The organism is Mesorhizobium sp. M7A.F.Ca.US.010.02.1.1, assembly GCF_004023085.1.
Taxonomy (GTDB): Bacteria; Pseudomonadota; Alphaproteobacteria; order Rhizobiales; family Rhizobiaceae; genus Mesorhizobium.
This window is the reverse complement of sequence record NZ_RZRV01000013.1, coordinates 60453-79024: the sequence shown is the minus strand read 5'-3', so window position 1 is coordinate 79024 and position 18572 is coordinate 60453. Positions and strand designations below refer to the sequence as shown.

General features: G+C 63.2%; 24 protein-coding genes. 13 read left to right on the top strand and 11 right to left on the bottom strand.

The genetic code is table 11. The features are described from left to right. Positions 1 to 103: 103 nt before the first annotated feature. On the bottom strand, positions 104 to 1165 hold the full coding sequence (locus tag EOA19_RS16320; protein ID WP_128304193.1) for an LLM class flavin-dependent oxidoreductase: 1062 nt from the start codon (positions 1163 to 1165) through the stop codon (positions 104 to 106). A gap of 301 nt (positions 1166 to 1466) precedes the next feature. Between EOA19_RS16320 and EOA19_RS16310 the strand changes: the two genes are divergently transcribed. After that, positions 1467 to 1895 (top strand): DUF6481 family protein, encoded by a 429-nt coding sequence (locus tag EOA19_RS16310; protein WP_023761392.1) that lies wholly within the window; start codon positions 1467 to 1469, stop codon positions 1893 to 1895. Between the two features lie 139 nt (positions 1896 to 2034). Here the strand turns inward: EOA19_RS16310 and sugE are convergent, their stop codons facing one another. Further along, entirely contained in the window at positions 2035 to 2349 is a 315-nt protein-coding gene (gene sugE, locus EOA19_RS16305) for a quaternary ammonium compound efflux SMR transporter SugE (protein WP_013528463.1), read from the bottom strand. 205 nt (positions 2350 to 2554) lie between these two features. Further along, positions 2555 to 2680, bottom strand: a complete 126-nt coding sequence (locus EOA19_RS36400) for a hypothetical protein (RefSeq protein ID WP_013528464.1) — start codon at positions 2678 to 2680, stop codon at positions 2555 to 2557. A gap of 210 nt (positions 2681 to 2890) precedes the next feature. Between EOA19_RS36400 and EOA19_RS16295 the strand changes: the two genes are divergently transcribed. The 3 genes from EOA19_RS16295 (at position 2891) to EOA19_RS16285 (ending at position 5257) form a co-directional block, all read left to right on the top strand. Further along, the gene (locus EOA19_RS16295) at positions 2891 to 3700 is read left to right on the top strand and encodes a transglutaminase family protein (protein WP_128304235.1); all 810 of its coding nucleotides are present in this window, start codon (positions 2891 to 2893) and stop codon (positions 3698 to 3700) included. Positions 3701 to 3825: 125 nt separating this feature from the next. Further along, positions 3826 to 4791, top strand: a complete 966-nt coding sequence (locus EOA19_RS16290) for a cation diffusion facilitator family transporter (protein ID WP_128304191.1) — start codon at positions 3826 to 3828, stop codon at positions 4789 to 4791. Positions 4792 to 4852: 61 nt separating this feature from the next. Continuing rightward, positions 4853 to 5257 (top strand): GFA family protein, encoded by a 405-nt coding sequence (locus EOA19_RS16285; RefSeq protein WP_127296482.1) that lies wholly within the window; start codon positions 4853 to 4855, stop codon positions 5255 to 5257. A 20-nt stretch (positions 5258 to 5277) separates the two neighbouring features. Here the strand turns inward: EOA19_RS16285 and EOA19_RS16280 are convergent, their stop codons facing one another. Further along, on the bottom strand, positions 5278 to 6549 hold the full coding sequence (locus EOA19_RS16280) for a DNA recombination protein RmuC (protein WP_128304190.1): 1272 nt from the start codon (positions 6547 to 6549) through the stop codon (positions 5278 to 5280). 103 nt (positions 6550 to 6652) lie between these two features. On the opposite strand from EOA19_RS16280, the gene def reads away from it, so the two are divergent. The 6 genes from def (at position 6653) to truA (ending at position 10374) form a co-directional block, all read left to right on the top strand. Further along, positions 6653 to 7183: a peptide deformylase gene (gene def, locus EOA19_RS16275; RefSeq protein WP_023810756.1), complete on the top strand. Its 531-nt coding sequence runs from the start codon at positions 6653 to 6655 to the stop codon at positions 7181 to 7183. Between the two features lie 116 nt (positions 7184 to 7299). After that, entirely contained in the window at positions 7300 to 7560 is a 261-nt protein-coding gene (locus EOA19_RS16270) for a hypothetical protein (RefSeq protein WP_023810757.1), read from the top strand. Positions 7561 to 7565: 5 nt separating this feature from the next. Next, complete coding sequence (locus EOA19_RS16265; protein ID WP_023810758.1) at positions 7566 to 7982, top strand: type II toxin-antitoxin system VapC family toxin; 417 nt, start codon at positions 7566 to 7568, stop codon at positions 7980 to 7982. Between the two features lie 43 nt (positions 7983 to 8025). After that, complete coding sequence (fmt, locus tag EOA19_RS16260) at positions 8026 to 8979, top strand: methionyl-tRNA formyltransferase (protein ID WP_128304189.1); 954 nt, start codon at positions 8026 to 8028, stop codon at positions 8977 to 8979. Further along, positions 8976 to 9482, top strand: coding sequence for an N-acetyltransferase (locus EOA19_RS16255; RefSeq protein WP_023810760.1), 507 nt, complete (start codon positions 8976 to 8978; stop codon positions 9480 to 9482). The genes fmt and EOA19_RS16255 overlap by 4 nt, the downstream gene beginning before the upstream one ends. A 121-nt stretch (positions 9483 to 9603) precedes the next feature. Further along, positions 9604 to 10374 carry a tRNA pseudouridine(38-40) synthase TruA gene (truA, locus tag EOA19_RS16250; RefSeq protein ID WP_128304188.1) on the top strand — a complete coding sequence of 257 codons (771 nt, stop codon included), beginning with the start codon at positions 9604 to 9606 and terminating at the stop codon, positions 10372 to 10374. On the opposite strand, the gene EOA19_RS16245 is transcribed toward truA, so the two are convergent. Then, positions 10341 to 10976: a transporter gene (locus EOA19_RS16245; protein ID WP_128304187.1), complete on the bottom strand. Its 636-nt coding sequence runs from the start codon at positions 10974 to 10976 to the stop codon at positions 10341 to 10343. The genes truA and EOA19_RS16245 overlap by 34 nt on opposite strands. Positions 10977 to 10981: 5 nt before the next feature. Beyond that, positions 10982 to 12175, bottom strand: coding sequence for a succinyl-diaminopimelate desuccinylase (gene dapE / locus EOA19_RS16240; RefSeq protein WP_128304186.1), 1194 nt, complete (start codon positions 12173 to 12175; stop codon positions 10982 to 10984). A 127-nt stretch (positions 12176 to 12302) separates the two neighbouring features. On the opposite strand from dapE, the gene EOA19_RS16235 reads away from it, so the two are divergent. Further along, positions 12303 to 13343 carry a 2-dehydropantoate 2-reductase gene (locus tag EOA19_RS16235; RefSeq protein WP_128304185.1) on the top strand — a complete coding sequence of 347 codons (1041 nt, stop codon included), beginning with the start codon at positions 12303 to 12305 and terminating at the stop codon, positions 13341 to 13343. Here the strand turns inward: EOA19_RS16235 and EOA19_RS16230 are convergent. The 4 genes from EOA19_RS16230 to dapD all read right to left on the bottom strand — a co-directional run bounded on the left by EOA19_RS16230 (position 13246) and on the right by dapD (position 15692). After that, positions 13246 to 14019, bottom strand: a complete 774-nt coding sequence (locus EOA19_RS16230) for a hypothetical protein (protein WP_128304184.1) — start codon at positions 14017 to 14019, stop codon at positions 13246 to 13248. The two genes, EOA19_RS16235 and EOA19_RS16230, sit on opposite strands and share 98 nt — an antisense overlap. A gap of 13 nt (positions 14020 to 14032) precedes the next feature. Further along, positions 14033 to 14410 (bottom strand): DUF805 domain-containing protein, encoded by a 378-nt coding sequence (locus EOA19_RS16225; RefSeq protein ID WP_164892941.1) that lies wholly within the window; start codon positions 14408 to 14410, stop codon positions 14033 to 14035. Beyond that, complete coding sequence (locus EOA19_RS16220) at positions 14403 to 14765, bottom strand: DUF805 domain-containing protein (protein WP_128304182.1); 363 nt, start codon at positions 14763 to 14765, stop codon at positions 14403 to 14405. The genes EOA19_RS16225 and EOA19_RS16220 overlap by 8 nt, the downstream gene beginning before the upstream one ends. 72 nt (positions 14766 to 14837) lie before the next feature. Then, entirely contained in the window at positions 14838 to 15692 is an 855-nt protein-coding gene (dapD, locus tag EOA19_RS16215; protein WP_128304181.1) for a 2,3,4,5-tetrahydropyridine-2,6-dicarboxylate N-succinyltransferase, read from the bottom strand. Between the two features lie 227 nt (positions 15693 to 15919). Here dapD and EOA19_RS16210 point away from each other — a divergent pair, with 227 nt between their 5' ends. After that, positions 15920 to 16765, top strand: coding sequence for an LOG family protein (locus tag EOA19_RS16210; RefSeq protein ID WP_023810769.1), 846 nt, complete (start codon positions 15920 to 15922; stop codon positions 16763 to 16765). A gap of 89 nt (positions 16766 to 16854) precedes the next feature. On the opposite strand, the gene EOA19_RS16205 is transcribed toward EOA19_RS16210, so the two are convergent. Next, positions 16855 to 17580, bottom strand: a complete 726-nt coding sequence (locus tag EOA19_RS16205; protein WP_127395611.1) for a pyrimidine 5'-nucleotidase — start codon at positions 17578 to 17580, stop codon at positions 16855 to 16857. Positions 17581 to 17740: 160 nt separating this feature from the next. Here EOA19_RS16205 and EOA19_RS16200 point away from each other — a divergent pair, with 160 nt between their 5' ends. Beyond that, positions 17741 to 18502 (top strand): GGDEF domain-containing protein, encoded by a 762-nt coding sequence (locus EOA19_RS16200; RefSeq protein ID WP_023810771.1) that lies wholly within the window; start codon positions 17741 to 17743, stop codon positions 18500 to 18502. Positions 18503 to 18572: the final 70 nt, after the last annotated feature.

The following is an 18572-nucleotide window of genomic DNA, read 5'->3' as shown; positions in this document are numbered from 1 at the left end:
CGGCGCCCTCGGCGATCGGCTATTGCCTGCATGAACGCAGAGTTATGGGCGCAGGTTCCATGAGCCGGCTTCCGGAATGAGGCCGCTCGCACCGGACTCCGGGTCAGGCGACCGGCGCTGCCGGTGCCGGCTCAGCCTTGGCTGTTTCCTTGCGTACGATTGGCGCCACCCTGGTGCCGTAGAGTTCGATCGCCTTCATGATCTTGGCATGCGGCATGGTGCCGATCGCCATCTGCAGCAGGAAGCGGTCGTTTTTGAAGATCTTGTGCTGGGCGACGATCTTCTCAGCCACTTGCTCGGGGCCGCCGACGAACAAGGCCCCGTTCGGGCCGCGCGACTGGTCGAAATGCGCTTGGGATGTCGGACCCCAGCCGCGCTCGCGGCCGATGCGGTTCATCACCTCCGCCTGCGGGCCGTAAAAATCGTCGGCCGCCTGCTCGGTCGTCTCGGCGATGAAGCCGTGCACGTTGATGCTGGTGGCGAGGCCCGCCAGATCACTACCGGCGCGCTTGGCGGCTTCGCGGTAGAGATCGAACAGCGGCGCGAAACGCGCCGGCTCGCCGCCAATGATGGCGAGCGCCAGCGGCAGGCCGAGCGCGCCAGCGCGGGCGGCAGACTGCGGCGTGCCGCCAATGGCGATCCAGACCGGCAGCCTGTCCTGGAAGGGCCGGGGATAAACGCCGCGATCGTTGATCGGCGCGCGCAGATCGCCCGACCAGGTGACCTTCACGCTGTCGCGGATGGCAAGCAGCAGATCGAGCTTTTCGGCGAACAGCTCGTCATAATCCTCGAGGTTGTAACCGAACAGCGGGAAGGATTCGATGAACGAGCCGCGCCCGGCCATGATCTCGGCGCGGCCGCCCGACAGAAGATCGAGCGTGGCGAATTGCTGGAAAACGCGCACCGGGTCGTCGGAGGACAGAACGGTGACCGCGCTGGTCAGCTTGATGCGCTTCGAACGCTCGGCCGCCGCGGCCAAGGCCACGACCGGTGCGGAGGCGGCATAGTCGGGCCGGTGATGCTCGCCGAGGCCGAAGACGTCGAGGCCGATTTGGTCGGCCAGTTCGACCTCCTCGATCAGGTTGCGCAGCCGCTCATGCGGGCCGATTGCGCCGGGGCCCGGCTGTGGGCTGACGTCGGCGAAGGTGTAGAGACCGAGTTCCATCTAATGTCATCCTGATGTTGGAATTTGCCGCTAGACGTAGCCATCCGCCAACCTCGCTGCCAGAGGGGCGACGGTGAACAGTGCATGTCGTTTTCGACTCTATCTCTTCGTCGCAATTCCCAAGGGAAAGCGCTGCGCGCTTTTCCCGGGAAAACCGCTTCACACTTCTCCTGGAATTGCTCCAAAGGCGTCTCCCGGCTGCAACAGCCGACAATTTCATGGCTGCCATGCCGTTTTGGCGCTTGAACTCTCGGTTTTCGCGCGTATGTAAGCGTCGCGAATTGACTTCAGGGAAGTGGACTTGGCTATCTACAGGGAAAAAGACGTTTTCGAGCGGCGCAACGCCGCAAACGAGGCAAAGAAGGCGCTCCTCGAGCGCTTCAAGGCAAAGCCGGCGGCGGATGATCCCGCAGTGCTGGCGCGGCAGGCTGAACGCAAGGCTATCCTTGCGGCTCGCGAAATCCGCGAGGCCGAAAAGGCCCGGCTGAAGCAGGAGAAGCTGGCACGCGAAGCGGTTGAGAAGGCCGAGCGCGAGGCAGCAGCCGAAGCGGCACGTATCGCCGCCGAGGAAGCTGCACAGGCTGAGGCCAAGATTCGGGAATCCGAAGAGAACGAGCGCATCGCCCGTTTTCTGGCCGATGAAGCCGAGCGCAAGGCCAAGCGTGACGCGCGTTATGCGGCACGCAAGCAGCGCACCGGCAGGACGCCGCCGGGCTTCTCGGCCCGCTAGCCTCCAGGCTACGAAGCAATCGGCTTCGAGAATCAGGGTCGCCTCGCAGCGGCCCTGATTGTGTTTGTCCCATGCATGTCGCCCATAAGTGGTCCCGGTTTTGGGAGGACGACATGCATAAAACAAGAAGCGCTATCGGTCAGGCGGCGAACTTCAATCCCATGATGCCGCAGACAATGAGCGCGATGCAGGCCAGCCTGATCGCGGTGGCCGGCTCGCCAAGCAGCCAGATGCCGAGCAATGCCGTACCGACGGTGCCGATGCCGGTCCACACCGCATAGGCGGTGCCGACCGGCAGCGCCTTCAGCGCCAGGCCGAGCAGAGTTAGGCTGACGACCATCGAGGCAACGGTCAGCACGGTGGGCACGAGCTTCGAGAAGCCATCGGTGTATTTGAGGCCGATTGCCCAGCCGATCTCGAACAGGCCGGCAAAAAAAAGAAGAATCCAAGACATCGACAACGCTCCATCAGAGCATCGGACCGAAAAACGATTTTCGGAGTCCGACGATCAATCAAACAATGGCGGGTCGTCCCGTCCGGATTTTGAGGAAGCGCGAGGTCGTCCCCGCCATGCCAATATAGGAATTTCGGGCGCTCGATCAACAACGACCGGCAACAGCGCTGCCGGTCAATCCCATTTCGAAGCAAATTGGCCGGACTTACTTGTCCTTGAGCTTCATCGCCTTCACCGGCGGCGCCTTCAGGGCCGGAGCCGGGGCGGGCTTCTTGGCGTCCTTCTTCGGCTTGCGGGCTTCCTTGCCTGCCTTCATCGCACCTTTAGCCATGATTCGTTCCTCCTGATGTGGGAAGCGAAGTGAAACAAGAGAACCGCCGGACTGCAAGGGGTTAGCGACTGCTGCCGCCGTCAACGGCTCGCTTTCAACCGGTTTCTAATTTGCTCGTAAACCATGGCCGTCCATGCCATGGTTGTCTTCGCACTGCAGCATCGGCCCGAGCTTCGCCGGGTGATCGTCAGGCAGGCCGTCAGGACGACAATGCGAATTCACATCGGCTGCGAGATGAGCTTCGACTTTCCGCAGGAAACGCCGCTCATCGCGATGCTGAATGTCCACTACTCGCGTGCCTCCGATCTCGAGCGGCCGGACTTCCTGATCTCTAACCCGCCGGTGCCGATCGAAAGCTATCGCGACAGTTTCGGCAACTGGTGCAACCGGTTCGTCGCGCCGCCCGGGCGTTTCACCTTCGGCACCGACGCGGTAATCCGCGATCCCGGCACTTTCGAGATGGGCGACCTGATGGCCTGGCAGCACGAGGTGCGCGACCTGCCGGCGGACACGCTGCTGTTCCTGCTGCCCAGCCGGTTTTGCGAGAGCGACCTTCTGGCTGATGAGGCGTGGCAGCTGTTCGGCAACACGCCGCTTGGCATTCCACGCGTACAGGCGGTCTGCGATTTCGTCCACAACCACATCGTCTTCAACTACGGCAATGCGCGGCCGACACGCACCGCCGCGGAAGCCTATCGCGAACAGAGCGGCGTGTGCCGAGATTACGCGCATCTCGCGGTCACCTTCTGCCGGGCGCTCAACATCCCGACGCGCTATTGCACCGGCTACATCAGCGACATCGGCATGCCGAAACCATGGGCGAGCATGGATTTCTGCGCCTGGATGGAGGTCTATCTCGGCGGCCGCTGGCATGTCTTCGACCCGCGCAACAATGCACCGCGCATCGGCCGCATCCTGATCGCCTCCGGCCGCGACGCCGCCGACGTGCCGCTGACCCATATATTCGGGCCGGGAACGCTTGCCGGCTTCAAGGTGTGGACCAGCGAGATCATCGAGTAGTCACCGTCTTCCATAGACCGATCTCTTATGGCCGCTGCCTTGGACGACCCGACATTCGCGCGGTGATGCCTGTGGAGCTTTAGCGGCCTGGCCGCTAGACTGCGCCTTGAACGGGGACAAATGCCATGGCCGGGCACGGCGGCTCAAAAAAGGTGATCTACGCGGCGCTCGCCGGCAATCTCGCCATCGCGCTGACCAAGTTCGCCGCCGCCGCCTTTACCGGCAGTTCGGCGATGCTGTCGGAGGGCGTGCATTCGCTGGTCGATACCGGCAATGGCGGCCTGCTGCTCTACGGCATGCACCGTGCCGCCCGCCCGGCCGACCGGACGCATCCCCTCGGTCACGGCCGCGAACTCTACTTCTGGAGCTTCATCGTCGCGCTCCTCGTCTTCGCGCTGGGCGCCGGCGTGTCGTTCTACGAAGGCGTGATCCATATGATGGCGCCGGAGCCGGTCGCCAACGGCAAGGTCAACTACATCGTTCTTGGCCTGTCCTTTCTGTTCGAGGGCAGCTCCTGGCTGGTCGCGCTGAGGGAGTTCCGCAAGCAGAAGGGTAAGCAGGGCTGGCTGCGGGCGGTGCAATCGAGCAAGGATCCGAGCGTCTACACCGTGCTGTTCGAGGACAGCGCAGCACTTCTCGGCCTGATCGTCGCCTTTGCCGGCATCCTGGCGGCGGAACTGCTGGAGATGCCGGAGCTCGACGGCGCCGCCTCGATCGGCATCGGGCTGATCCTGGGCGCGACGGCGATCTTCCTGGCGCGCGAAAGCAAGGGCCTGCTGATCGGCGAGCCGGCCTCGCTCGAGGTCCAGATGAAGGTGCTGACGATCGCCCAGCAGGATCCGGCGGTACAGCGGGCGAACGGCGTCCTGACTGTCCATATGGGGCCGACAGAGATCGTCGCCGGGCTCAGCATCGAGTTCGAGGACCATTTGACGGCGCCCGAGATCGAAGCTTGCGTCGAGCGCCTGGAGGCGCAGCTCAAGAAGGAGATGCCGGAGATCACGCGGCTGTTCGTCAAGCCGCAGACATCAGGCACCTGGGAGCAGCGGCGCAGGCTGATCGAGAACGCATCCGATCCGACCCTGGACTAGCGCTGCACCATTGCCTCACGGCCATGCCCCGCTAGATTGACGGGACTTTGGAGGAACGAAGATGAGAATAGACGGCGGCTGTCATTGTGGCGCCATCACCTACGAGGCGGAGGTCGACCCGGAGAACACCGGAATCTGCCACTGCACCGATTGCCAACAACTGACCGGAACGGCTTTTCGCGTGACCGTGGGCGCGCCGGAAGGCCACTACCGGATCACCAAGGGTGCGCCAAAGGTCTATATCAAGACAGGATCGAGCGGCGACAAGCGCGCGCAGGGCTTTTGCGGCGAGTGCGGCTCGCATCTCTACGCGACATCGGTTGGCGACGGGCCGAAGGTTTATGGCATCCGGGTCGGCACGGCGCGGCAACGTGAACAGCTGGTCCCGAGACGGCAAAGCTGGCACCGCTCGGCGCTGCCCTGGTTGCCGGAATTCCCGGGTATGACGACCAAGGAAGAGCAGTAGGGCGGATCCGGCGCTGCTGCTCAGTCGTCGCCTTCGACGACCCTCAGCCTGAGCTGCCCGGTTTTCGAATCGGCAACGCGCGCGCCAGTATCGACTTTCGCGGCGGGAGCCCGTGACGCTGCGTCCGCGGCGGCATCGCCGTCGGGCTGCGCGCCGAACTCCAGCGCTTCGATCTTCTGGCCGCGCTTGGTGACCTTCGACGTCGAAACCAGGATGTCGTCGATGTCCTTGGCCGACTGGCCGAAATGGACCTGCAGCTTGCGCACCCGCTCATCGACACGCGCGACATCCTCCATCAGCCGAATGACCTCGCCCTGGATCAGATGCGCCTGTTCGCGCATGCGGGCATCCTTGAGGATCGCCTGGATGACCTGGATCGACAGCATCAGCAGCGACGGCGAGACGATGACGATGCGGGCACGGTGCGCCTTATGGACGATCGCCTCGAAATTCTCGTGGATCTCGGCGAACACCGATTCCGACGGCACGAACATGAAGGCCGTGTCCTGCGTCTCGCCCTGGATCAGGTATTTTTCCGAGATATCGCGGACATGGATCTCGATGTCGCGGCGGAAGGCCTGCGAGGCGGCCTTCTGCAGGTCGGCGCCGTCGGCGGCGCGGATGGCATTCCAGGCCTCGAGCGGAAACTTGGCGTCGATGGCCAGCGACGGCGCGCCGTTCGGCATCTTCACCAGGCAGTCGGGACGGCTGCCGTTCGACAGCGTCGCCTGGAATTCATAGGCGCCATGCGGCAGGCCGTCGGCAACGATCGCCTCCATGCGCGACTGGCCGAAAGCACCGCGCGTCTGCTTGTTGGAGAGGATCGCCTGCAGCTGCACGACCTGGCCGGCGAGCGATTGGATGTTGCCCTGCGCGACATCGATGATAGCCAGCCGCTCCTGCAACTTGGCCAGGCTCTCATGCGTGGATTTCGTCTGCTCGGTCATGGTCTGGCCGAGCCGGCCGGTCATGGCGTCCAGGCGCTGGCCGATCGATTGCGTCAGCTCCGCCTGCCGTGCGCCGAACACTTCCGCAATGGCGCCCATGCGACCCTGCATTTCGGCCTGGCTTTGCAGAATTCCGGCCATCCGCGCCTCGGCATCGCGGGCATGATCGGCGGCTTCCGCAGCCGCCACGGCGCGCGCCTTCGCCGACCGCCACAGCGCAACGACCAGCGCCACGAACAGGGCCAGAAACAGCAAAGCGCCGAAGGCCAGCGCATGGCCGAGCGTGATGGTTGTGGCGCCAAGCCGGGCGACAGGCTCCGAAAGGATGGTGCTCAAATCATTCATGTGGACAGCATAGACGATTCGCCGCGATAGCACAGATCAAAACGTGAACGAGCCTCATGCCAACCGGTTGACGCTTTTCGCTGGAGGTCTTACGTGGAACGCCATGCCGATCAAGCCGCTCATCATCCTTCCCGACCCCATCCTGCGCCAGGTTTCCCAACCGGTGGAGCGTGTCGACGCGCCCCTGCGCAAATTAGCCGACGACATGCTGGCGACCATGTATGACGCACCGGGCATCGGTCTGGCGGCAATCCAGATCGGCGAGCCGCTGCGCTTGCTGGTGATCGATCTCGCCAAGGAAGACGAGACGCCGGCGCCGCATGTCTTCATCAATCCGGAAATCCTGGAGAGCGCCGATGCGCGCTCCGTCTACGAGGAAGGCTGCCTGTCGATCCCGGATTATTACGCCGAGGTCGAACGCCCGGCCGCCGTACGGGTCAAGTATCTCGACCGCGACGGCAAGCTGCAGGAGATGGAGGCCGAGGGCCTGATGGCCACCTGCCTGCAGCATGAGATCGACCACCTCAATGGCGTCCTGTTCATCGACCACATCTCGAAGCTGAAGCGCGACATGGTGGTGAAGAAATTCAAGAAGCTCGCCAAGGACAAAGCGCCGGGCAAGCTGGTGGGATAGGGCATGCTCTGTCGGAGCACGGCCCCTCCGATCAGCCTCGGCGGTTCAGCTTCACGAACCTTCGATTGAAAATACCGACTTGCTGTGATATCAGTGATATCACGTAGGAGGTGTCTATGGGTGACATGCTGATCCGTGGGATCAATCCGGAATTGAAACGGCGTCTCGAGGAAAGTGCGCGGCTGAACAGGCGCAGCCTTTCGGAGGAAGCGGTCGTCTTGATACAGAAGGGTTTTGCAACACAATTTGCTGGCGCCGAAAAAGTCGGCGATCGCCTCTATTCGCTCGTCGGCGATGATCGTTTCACAAGCGACGAGATTCAGGAAATAGCGAGGTCGCGAAGTGAGGCCGATCGTGGGCCGCCTGATTTCCGTTGACCGAAATGATTATACTGGACACCAACGTCATATCGGACGTGCTATCGCGGCAACGGAGCAAAAACGTTCTCAACTGGTTGAATGGCCAAGAGCCTGCGACCCTTTTCCTCTCCACCATTGTTTTTGCAGAGCTCTATTTCGGAGCCTACCTCGTTCAGGAGGCGATCCGGCGGGATGGTCTTCTCCAAAGCATTTCGAGGATCCGGGGCGAATTTTCGGGTCGGATCCTGGTTTTTGGGGATCTGCCCGCAGAACACTATGGCCGCATTGCCGCGGCAAGACGACTCGCTGGCAGACCTGTCGAAACCAAGGACGCGATGATAGCTGCGATCTGCCAGGTGCACGACGCCACGCTTGCCACCCGCAACGTTCGAGACTTCGACGGACTTGACCTGAAGCTGGTAAACCCGTTTGAAGCCTGAGCTGACTTCCCGGCGCAGGTAGAGAGAAGGTCTCGGAAGAAAAATGCCCCTTCGCGTCATCTTCATGGGCACGCCGGAGTTTTCGGTGCCGACTTTGCGCGCGATCGCCGAGGCTGGCCATGAGATATCAGTCGTCTATACCCAGCCGCCGCGCGCTGCCGGACGGCGCGGGCTGGAGCTGACACCGTCGCCGGTGCAGCGCGAGGCGGAGCGACTGGGCATCGAGGTGCGAGCGCCGGTTTCGCTCAAAGGCGAGGCCGAGCAGACCGCCTTCCGTGCCTTGCAGGCCGACGTCGCCGTGGTCGTCGCCTATGGCTTGCTGCTGCCGAAGGCGGTTTTGGAGGCGACCCGGCTCGGCTGCATCAACGGCCATGCCTCGCTTCTGCCGCGCTGGCGCGGTGCCGCGCCTATCCAGCGCGCCATCATGGCCGGCGACCTGGAAAGCGGCATGATGGTGATGCGCATGGAAGAGGGGCTGGACACCGGCCCGGTCGGGCTGATTGAAAAATGCGCCATCGAACCCGATATGACAGCCGGCGATTTGCATGATCGGTTGATGAGCGTCGGTGCTGCCTTGATGGTGGAAGCGCTGGCGCGGTTGGAAGGGAACACCCTGACATTCACCACACAAGCTGTGGAGGGGGTGACCTACGCCAAGAAAATCGATAAATCCGAGACTCGCGTGGACTGGACTCGCTCAGCAAGTGAGGTCCACAATCATATTCGCGGCCTGTCGCCCTTTCCCGGCGCCTGGTCGGAGATAGGAATTGGCGGCCGCCGGGAGCGGCTGAAACTGCTTCGCTCGACGCTGTCGCAAGGCCTGTCGCTTTGGGAAGAGTTGGGCGAGTCGGGAGGAATTCTCGATGACCGGCTGACGGTCGCCTGCGGGGCAGGCGCGATCAGGCTGGTCGAAGTTCAACGGGCGGGCGGAAAGCCCGCTGCCGCGTCGGAATTCCTGCGCGGGGCCAAGATCGAAAAAGGACTGAAATTCTCATGAGCATGATGTCGATACGCGCGGCAACGCCGCGGGATCGCGAGGCCATCCGCCTCGTCGAGGAACACGCTTTCGGCCAGCAGGCGGAGGCCGGTCTGGTCGACGCGCTGGTGACTGGCGGCAACGCTGTTGCCGAACTGGTGGCGGAAGAGGACGGCCAGGTGGTCGGCCACATCCTGTTTTCGCGGCTGTTCGTCCAGAACGGCGGCAAGACCTTCGCCGCCGTGGCGCTCGCGCCGCTGGCGGTGGAGCCCTCGTTCCATGGCAGCGGCATCGGCGGCGCGCTGATCCGCGAGGCGCATATCCGCCTCAGGGATGCCGGCGAAACGCTGGCCGTGGTGCTCGGCGACCCCACCTATTACGGGCGTTTCGGATATAGCCACACGCGTGCCGAGAACTTCGAGAGCGAATACCAGGGCGAAGCGCTGCAGGCGCTGGCTTGGGGCGACGCGCCTGACGCCGGCAGGCTGGTATACGCCTCCGCCTTCACCGCTCTCGCCGCCTAGAACAGTCCACCGTTTCATGGAAACGGCGAACTGCTCTACCTCTTTGTTTGAACGCAATTCCGAACGGAAAACCGTTTCACACTTTTCCTGGAATTGCCCGAGGCGAGAGCTCTAGTCGCAAATGCCGCGTTTTCGCCTCGACATCGAATATGATGGCAGCCTGTTTGCCGGCTGGCAGCACCAGGCGGATCAGCCTTCGGTGCAACAGGCGATCGAGCGGGCGATTGAAAAATTCTGCGGCGAAGCGATCAGGCTGCGCGCCGCCGGACGCACCGATGCCGGCGTGCATGCGACAGCGCAGGTGGCGCATGTCGATCTCGTCAAGGGGTGGCCGGGCGACAAGGTGCGCGATGCCGTCAACGCCCATCTGCAGGCGGCCGGAGCGCGCATCGCCATCTTGAAAGCGACGGTCGTTTCCGACAGCTTCGACGCCCGCTTCTCGGCCATCGGCCGCCACTATCTCTACCGCATCCTAAACCGCCGTGCCCCGGCCGCGCTCGACAAGGGCAAGGTGTGGTGGGTGCCGAAGCGGCTCGACGCCGGCGCCATGCACGAAGCGGCGAAAGTCCTGCTCGGACGACATGACTTCACCACCTTCCGCTCGACCCAGTGCCAGGCCAACAGCCCGATCAGGACGCTGGAACGGCTCGATGTGAGCCGACAGGGCGACATAGTCGAGGTCAGGGCTTCGGCGCGCTCGTTCCTGCACAATCAGGTGCGTTCGATGGTCGGCTCACTGAAGCGCGTCGGCGACGGCGGCTGGAGCGCGGCCGACCTGAAAACGGCGCTTGAGGCGCACGACCGCGCCGCCTGCGGCCAGGTGGCGCCGCCCGACGGGCTGTTTCTCACCGGTGTCGATTATCCAGTCGAGACGAGCCCGGACAGGCTCTGAACTCCGACATCGTCCGGCACGGTGATGCCGAGCAGCGTCTGCAGGCCGAACAGCACCAGCAGCGAGGCGATGAACATGCCGACGAAAACGGCGGTGCCGACCGATGCGCCCCTGCCGATCGTGGCGTTGGTCATGCGCCAGGTCAGCACCATCGACAGGGCAAACAGGAACAGCGACACAAGGCTCGAAACCTGGCTTGCGGACGACAGGAAAAGCCGGATCAGCGCCGAGGGCAGCATCAGCCAGGCGGTGATGGCCGAAGCCCAGTTGCTGGCGACGACGTAGTGGACGAAGCGGCCGCCGATGCCGGCGCGCGGCGCGATCAAAGCGAGCGCAACCAGCGGCAGCACCCAGGAGCCGATGTCGACCGTCGCCAGGCGCACCAGCATGCTGAAGCGCCCTGCGAAGGCGTCGGGATCGCCGATTTCGTTGGCGATACCGACCCAGCCGACGATCAGCGCCGGTGCTGCAACGACAATGGCGAAGAAGGAATTCCAGAAGCCGTCGGCCGACAGGTCGAGCAGGCGCAGGCCGTCGGCCTTGCCGAGCATCAATCGCCAGGCGCCCGTCAGCGAAGCTTGGGTTTCGTCCGCCGAAAGCATGCCGTTCAGCCCTGTCCGAACCAGTCTTCTATGAAGCGCTGGTAGATTTGCGTCAGCGTCTCGAGGTCGGCAATGGCGACGCGCTCGTCGACCATATGCATGGTCTTGCCGACCAGCCCGAACTCGACCACCGGACAATAGTCCTTGATGAAACGCGCGTCGGACGTTCCACCGGAGGTCGACAGCGTCGGCTCCTTGCCGACCGCCGACCTGATCGAACCGCGCAGCGTTTCGATCAGCCTGTCGTCACGGGTCAGGAAGACATGGCTCGGCCGGTCGCGCCAGACGAGCTCGTAGTCGACCGGCGTCTTCTTGCCCTGCCGGTACTTCTTGCGCCTGGCTGCCTGGTCGAGCCGGTTGTGGATTTCGGCCTGCAAGGTCTCGTCCGTCCAGGTGTCGTTGAAGCGGATGTTGAAGGTCGCGGTCGCTTTGGCCGGGATGACATTGGTGGCCGGGTTGCCGACATCGATGGAGGTGATCTCCAGATTGGTCGGCTGGAAATCCCTGGTTCCCTTGTCGAAAACCGGATGCAGCAAGGCATCGACCAGGCTCATCAGCCCGCACACCGGATTGTCGGCAAGCAGGGGATAGGCGACATGGCCCTGGCGGCCATTGACGGTGACGGCGCCGGACATCGAGCCGCGGCGGCCGATCTTGATCATGTCGCCGAGAGCGTCCGGATTGGTCGGCTCGCCGACGACAGAGGCATCCCATTTCTCGCCCCGCGAAGCCGCCCATTCGAGCAGCTTCACCGTGCCGTTGATCGCGGGGCCTTCCTCGTCGCCGGTGATCAGCAGCGAGACCGACCCTTTCGGACCGCCATTGGCCTCGACATGGCGCGCCACGGCGGCGATGAAACAGGCAATGCCGCCCTTCATGTCGACGGCGCCGCGGCCATACATCTCGCCATTGGCGATCTCGGCGGCGAAAGGCGGATGCGTCCAGGCGGCTTCGTCGCCGACAGGCACCACGTCGGTGTGGCCGGCGAACATCAGATGAGGGCCGTTGCCGGAACGCCTTGCATAGAGGTTTTCGATATCGGGCGTGCCGTCTTCGGAAAACACCGGCCGATCGACCAGGAAACCGAGCGGTTTGAGCATCGTCTCCAGCGCGGTCAGCGCACCGCCCTCAGCGGGCGTCACCGAAGCGCAACGGATAAGGGCGGCGAGGTTTTCGGCGGGATCGGTCGGCAGCGTCATGGCAAAAGCGATAGTCGAAAGCGCAGGGCCTGTCACGGCCAGACATAGGGGCCAGCCTCATGGCTGGCGATACCGCCGATATTATGGTTTTCATGTCGTATAGTTGCGACCCGGCGCGGGCGACAGGATGGCAGACAAGGACAAACGGATCGTCATGGCCGGTGCCGGCAGCATCGGCTGCTATGCCGGCGGCTGCCTGGCGCTGGCCAACCGAGAGGTCATTCTGCTGGCGCGGCCCCGCATCGAGGCAGCGGTGCGGCAGGACGGATTGCGGGTCAGCGACCTCCAGGGCCGCGATCGCTCGATCAAGCCCGAGGCGCTTGTCGTCACCGCCGATCCGGCCGTCGCCCTGCCGCCGGCGGACGTGATCCTGGTCACGGTCAAGAGCGGCGCCACCCAGGATATGGCGGACCTCATCAAGGCCCATGCCCGCCCCGATGCCGTGGTGATCAGCCTGCAGAACGGTGTCGGCAATGCCGACAGGCTGCGCGCTGAACTTGCCGGACGTACGGTGCTGGCCGGCATGGTGCCGTTCAATGTGGTGCAGTCGCCGGACAGCGAACTGCCGCTACGCGTTCACCGCGCCAGCGACGGCACGGTAATGGTCGAGGATGGCGCCGCCGGCCTGGCCGACTTGCTTGGCGTCGAAGGATTTGCCGTCGAAACCCATCGCGACATGAAGGCTGTGCTGTGGGGCAAGCTGCTGATGAATTTGAACAACGCGCTGGTGGCGCTTTCCGGCCTGCCGCTGACGGCCGAACTGGCCGATCGGCGCTGGCGGCTGATCCTGGCCAGCCAGATCGACGAGGCGCTCACGGCGATGAAAGCGACCGGCATCGAGCCGGCGCGGATCGCCGGCCTGCGGCCGGCGCTGCTGCCGAAGGTGCTCAGGCTGCCTGACTGGCTGTTCAAGCTTCTGGCGCGGCGCATGCTGGCGATCGACGCGCAGGCGCGCTCGTCGATGTGGGACGATCTTCAGCGCGGCCGGCCGACGGAGATCGACGACTTGCAAGGCGCCATCTTGCAGCTGGCGGGGAAGGTCGGCACGCCCGTGCCGACGGTTCAGCGGATCACCGCCTTGGTGCGCGCGGCGGAAGCGGAGCGGCTTGGCTCGCCGGGCCTGCCGCCGGAGCAGGTTGTTGCACCGGCCGGCCGTCGATCAACGTGATCTTCTGCCAGATTTTCCGCGACAGGTTTGACGCCAGGTTCTCGATGTCGTTGACGCCGTCGATGACCACGTCGTCATTGACCGACTGTGCGAACAATGCGGCGATCTTGCCCGTGATCGACAGCATTTCGGAGCAATAATCGAGGTAACGGGCCAGGTCGGCGGCATTGGTGATGCGGGCGGGCGAATGCGACGTCGGCTTGAAATCGGCCGACAGTACCGCCGGATCCTTAGTGAGCTGATGCATGTCGATGACGTGGATCAGCGAGCGCAGGCCATGCAGTTGGCGAAACACCTGCTTGCGCTTGATGCGCTCCTCGGAGCGGATCAAGGCGAGAAAGCCGACAATGGCGAGGATGAACATGTTGAGCGAAGCTTCGATGCCTTGCACCGACTGGACGGCATCACCGGGTTTGGAAATGCGGTCGAATGGCAGGACGGTGCCGACGAAGATGAACATCAATGCGCCGGCAACGACAGCGGCGACGATGAGGCCGCGCAGCCACCAGATCGGCGCTTCCAGGGCCTTGGCGCCCTGTGCCAGATCGCGCGACAGCGAGACCAGTTCGGCGGCAACGCCGCGCAGGCCGGCCTTGGGGAAACGCTCCGCAACACGCGTCTCCAGCCGTTCCGCGGTCTCGATGATCAGCTTCGGATCAAGCGTGCGGTAGCGCATGTCCGATCGGCCCTCAGGATTGTTCCGGCTCGTTGGTGCGCCGGCCATAGCGGTTGGGTCCAGGCTGCCCCGGAAACAGGCACAACACAAGGAAGGCGACGATCGAGACCACCGGCACGAACAGGATCAGCGCGGCAATGCCCGGCTTGTCCAAATCGTGCAGCCGCTTCACCGCCAGGGCGATGTTCGACCACAGCGAGGCGACGAAGGCGACGAAGAAGATGAACGACCACATGTTGCTCTCGGCCGAACCTTCCGGCACCAGCGTGAAGCGGTAAAGCGGGAAGGCCTGGATGATGGCGACGAGCAACCCGCCAAGAAAATAGGCCGCGCGACTGACGCGGCCCGAGGTTTTGAAAAAAAGCCAGGTGAGATCTGATCTGTCAGGCAAGCGGGTCCGGTCCATATTGATTGGCGCCCCTGGCGCCTTCGAGAATGCCGCATTCCACCAGAAACCAGATCGGGCCGATGAGCGGCACCAGCATGATCAGGCTCCACCAGCCCGACTTGCCGCGATCATGCCAGCGCTTGGCGTAGACTGCGAGTGCGAAATAGATCGAGGCCAGAGCGATGAGAATGCCGATGATGCCGATTTGGGCGCCACTGGCGGTGGTGATGCGTGTACCGAGAATCGCATCGAGAATAAAGGCAACGATGCCAATGACGATGAAAACGCCAATCGCGGCCCAGAACTTGCCACGGTTTATGCGACCATCAAAACTTGTGAGCAGATCCTTCCAGTCCATGTCACCCCTCCATGTTGAACCAGCGCGACCGATTGTCGCGCCGACGGAAGGTGCGCTCGCTTTGCGCAAAGATCAATCGCGCAGCAATTCGTTGATCGAGGTCTTGGAGCGGGTCTTGGCGTCGACACGCTTGACGATGACGGCGCAGTAGAGGCTCGGACCTGCCTCGCCGTTAGGAAAGGACTTGCCCGGCATCGTTCCGGCGACGACGACGGAATTCGGCGGCACTTCGCCATAGAAGATCTCGCCGGTGGCGCGGTCGACGATCTTGGTCGACTGGCCGATGAAGACGCCCATGCCGAGCACCGAGCCTTCGCGCACGATGCAACCTTCGACCACTTCCGAACGCGCGCCGATAAAACAATTGTCCTCGATGATGGTCGGGCCGGCCTGCATCGGCTCCAGCACGCCGCCGATGCCGACGCCGCCGGAAAGGTGCACGTTCTTGCCGATCTGGGCACAGGAGCCTACCCCGACCCAGGTGTCGATCATGGTGCCTGTATCGACATAGGCGCCGACATTGACGAAAGACGGCATCAGCACGGCGCCCGGTGCGATATAGGCCGAGCGACGCACGATCGACCCCGGCACGGCCCGAAAGCCCGACTTTTCGAAATCGACAGCGCCCCAGCCATCGAACTTCGACGGCACCTTGTCCCACCACATCGCTTCGCCGGGACCGCCCTTGATGATCTCCATCGGATTGAGCCGGAAGGACAACAGCACGGCCTTCTTCAGCCACTGGTTGACATGCCACTTGCCGTCGGCCTGCCGTTCGGCGACGCGGACGGCGCCGCGGTCGAGCAGGTCGAGCGCCGACTGGATGGCATCGCGCGTTTCGCCGCGCGTCGCCGTCGAAATCGCGTCGCGTTCCTCGAAGGCCTTCTCGATGGTCTTTTCGAGGCTCGCCAGATCGGGCTTCGACATGAATTCGCTCCATTACCAAGCTGTTAAGGGGCTGCGCCTTAACCTGTTTTGAAAGTCGCGCGGACCCCCATGCATGCTTCGCATGCTTGCGTCTTTGCATGTAGCAGGTTCTTGTCACAAAACCGCGGGACACTTTTGCGGAACCTGCTTATGTGAAGCCTTGGTGAGGGTCAATCGCGGCTGCGCCACGGGACGGCGCAAGTGAAGAATTTGGACGGGTAGAGCATATGACACCTATGGAAAAGGCGGGCTGGACGCCGCTGCCGCATTCGGACGAGGATCTGGAGCGGTCGAAGAGCGTACCGGATACGCCGCAGACGCGTGCCGAGACCTACCGGCTCGCCTGGAACGATCCCGACTTCATGACGCGGCGCGAGTTGCGCGCGGTCCGGCTGCAGCTCGAACTCCTGAAACCGGAGATGATCCTGGCCGAACGCGGCATCCGCTCGACGGTGATCCTGTTCGGTGGCGCGCGCCTGCCGGAACCCGGCGGCGAGGCCTGGGCGGCCAAGAACGAGACGCAGAAGAAGAACCTCGAGGAGAACAGCAAATACTATGAGGAGGCGCGGAAATTCGCCCGCCTCTGCTCGCAACAGTCGGCTACCTCCTATTACCGCGAATATGTCGTGGTGACCGGCGGCGGGCCCGGCGTGATGGAAGCGGGAAACCGCGGCGCCGACGATGTCGGCGCGCCGTCGATCGGCCTCAACATCGTCCTGCCGCACGAGCAGGCGCCGAACATCTATGTGACGCCGGAGCTCTGCTTCAACTTCCATTATTTCGCTATCCGCAAGATGCATTTCGTCATGCGCGCCAAGGCGGTCGCGGTGTTTCCGGGCGGCTTCGGCACGATGGACGAATTCTTCGAGACGCTGACCCTGATCCAGACAGGGCGCATGGAGCGCGTGCCGGTGATCCTGTTCGGCAAATCCTTCTGGAAGCGGGCGATCAATCTCGATTTTCTCGCCGAGCAGGGCACGATCAGCCCCGGCGATCAGGACATCATCGACTTCGTCGACACCGCCGACGAAGCCTGGGGGATCATCAGCCGGTTCTACAAGCTGGGGGAGTAGGGCAGTGGGGAATTGAAGGGCTGGTGAATTGAAGAACTGGGGAACTTGATCCGTGGAGACCGTCCTTCATTCTTCAATTCTTCAATTCTTCAATTCTTCAATTCCCCTCTTCCTTCCCCCTCCACAATCGCCGTCAGAAACCCCGCCAGATCGTCGGTTACAAAATCGACATCATCCTCGTTGGCCGGGTCGCGCTCCCAGATCTCGGAAAAGGTCGGCTCGAAATTGCGCGGCACGATAAGCACCGTGGTCATGCCGAGCGACTTCGGCACCGAAAGGTTACGGGCAAGGTCTTCGAACATCACCGCATTGTGGCCGGTGACGGCGTGCAGTTCAGCGAACTTCTCGTAGGTCTGGCGCGCCGGCTTGGGATTGAGCCCGGCGGCGACGATGTCAAAGATGTCGTCGAAATGGTCGAGGATGCCGAGCTGGCGCGCGGTGCGCTCGGCGTGCCTGCGGTCGCCATTGGTGAAGATGAACTTGCGGCCCGGAAGCTGGCGGATGGCGGTGCCGAGAACGGGATCTGGCACCAGCCATGAATAGTCGATGTCGTGGACCTTCTCGAGGAAATCGTCGGGGTCGATGCCATGACGTGTCATCAGGCCGTTCAGCGTCGTGCCATATTCGCGGTAGAGTTCCTTCTGCAACTTGCGCGCATCGTCGCGCGGCAATGCCAACAGCTCGCCGACATAGGCGGTCATCTTGACGTCGATCTGCGAGAACAGATTCGAATGATGCGGATAGAGCGTGTTGTCGAGATCGAAGACCCAGTCGGTGACATGGGCGAAGCGGGCGGGGTCAGGGAGCGTGGTCATGGGCTCCTTATGGCATGAAACGCGCATTCCGAAAGCGACTTTATCCACAACTTCTGCTCGTTGAGGTTGCGTAAATCGCCTCACGATTCAAATTTTAGGCATCTGGGAAAGGTGGCCTTCAGGGCTTGCTGGCAGAGAGGCAGTCTTGTGGGAGCAAGCGATGAACAGCATAATTCTGAGATCCGCCGCCGTTGCTTTCGCCTCAGTCGCGGCCTCTCTCCTGCTGACCCTGATCATCGTTCCGGCCATGGGATTTCCGGTCAACCGCACGATCTGGCTGACCTCCACCCTCTGTCCGCTGGTGCTGGCGTGGGCCGCCAGCGCAAGCACTTTCTGGCAAAGCGACAGGCTGAAAAACGCGCATCGCGATCTCGCCCGCGCTCATGCCCAGCTCGCCGCCGCGCATCGCCGACTGGCGGAAAAGGCGAGCCGCGACGACATGACCGGCATGCTCAACCGGGAAAGTTTCTTTGCCGCGCTTGACGGTTCGCGCCGCAAGTCCGATCGCGGCGCGCTGCTGATCATCGACGCCGACCACTTCAAGACCATCAATGACAATTTTGGCCACCTGACCGGCGATGACGCGCTGCTTTTGATCGCCAGCGCGATCCAGCGCGGCGTGCGCAGCGGCGATGTGCTCGGCCGCATCGGCGGCGAGGAGTTCGGCGCCTTCCTGATCGGCGCCACCGAGCAGGAGGCCAAGCGCGTCGCCGAGCGCATTCGCCGCGAAGTCGAGCTGATCCGCTTCCGGCCCGTCGACGAGCGGACCATCCCGCTCACGGTCAGCATCGGCGGCACCATCTGCGGCGAGGAAGCCAGTGTGTCGGAGCTGATGCGCGCCGCCGACCGGCGCCTCTACCAGGCCAAGCACCAGGGCCGCAATCTGACGATCATCGATACCGGCATTTCCGAGGCGGCGTGATCCGATCTGCCGCAACCGGCCCGTTAAGCAAACTCTAACCCTGTTTGCACTCGGTTGTACCGCTTAGCCG